This window comes from Roseisolibacter sp. H3M3-2 (assembly GCF_029211165.1).
Taxonomy (GTDB): Bacteria; Gemmatimonadota; Gemmatimonadetes; order Gemmatimonadales; family Gemmatimonadaceae; genus Roseisolibacter.
In genome coordinates, this window is the sequence record NZ_JARGEK010000747.1 from 1 (window position 1) to 775 (window position 775).

The window sequence follows — 775 nt, forward strand, 5'->3', positions numbered from 1 at the left end:
ATTATGACAACAGCTTCGACAGCCAAGCCGATTGCAACGCCTTCACGACGGCCCATGGTTCGGTGGATAGCGCGACGCTCGCGTCCTATGATCCGCTCTCCTACCAGGCTGCTGACGGCGGCTATGGCCTAATCGACTGCAATGCCGGTGGCGGGCTCTGGTCCGATCACAACCACATCTGGCCGGGCCCGGGCATGCTCAACCTGCTGGCCGTCGGCAACGCGGCCGTGAACCTCGGCGCCATTCCCAACGTCGCCGACCTGCGGAATGCTCGGCTGACGATTGGGCTTCGCGCGTCCGATCTGTTTCTTCCGCCGCACGTCCGGTTGGCATTGCACTTCCAGGTCAACGACCTCGCGGCGCCAGCTGGCACCGGCAAGCCGATCAACTTCATCTTCACCGGCGCGCTGATCGACGATGTGCTCGGCTTCGGCGGCTTTGGACTTGGCTGGCCGCATCTCAGGGACACCGGCCTGACGAACAGCGGCTTCGTAACCTTCACCGCGGACCTCGCGCCCAGCGACGCGTTCTTTCAGTGCATCGGGACCAGCGTGGGCCGGAAGGACACTTACGCGGCCGCGCCCGTCGCGCGGTGCCTGCAGCGGCCGCTCCTGAACTTCATGATCGTGGCCTTGTACCCGCAACAGGATGCGGCGCTCTCGATGCCCACGCAGCGCGTCTCCGGAGCGCTCCACATCAATCGGTTCAGGATCGAGCTGCCGGCCTGATCTCGCGCGTCGGCAGCACTCCGAAAGGCCCTGCCATGAACATGGAG

Annotated in this window: 1 protein-coding gene; it reads left to right on the top strand. The window is 64.9% G+C overall.

The window, feature by feature from the left end; all coding sequences use genetic code 11:
- On the top strand, positions 1-728 hold a 728-nt coding region (locus tag PYV61_RS26155), incomplete at its 5' end, for a hypothetical protein (RefSeq protein WP_275836824.1).
- Positions 729-775 lie beyond the last annotated feature (47 nt).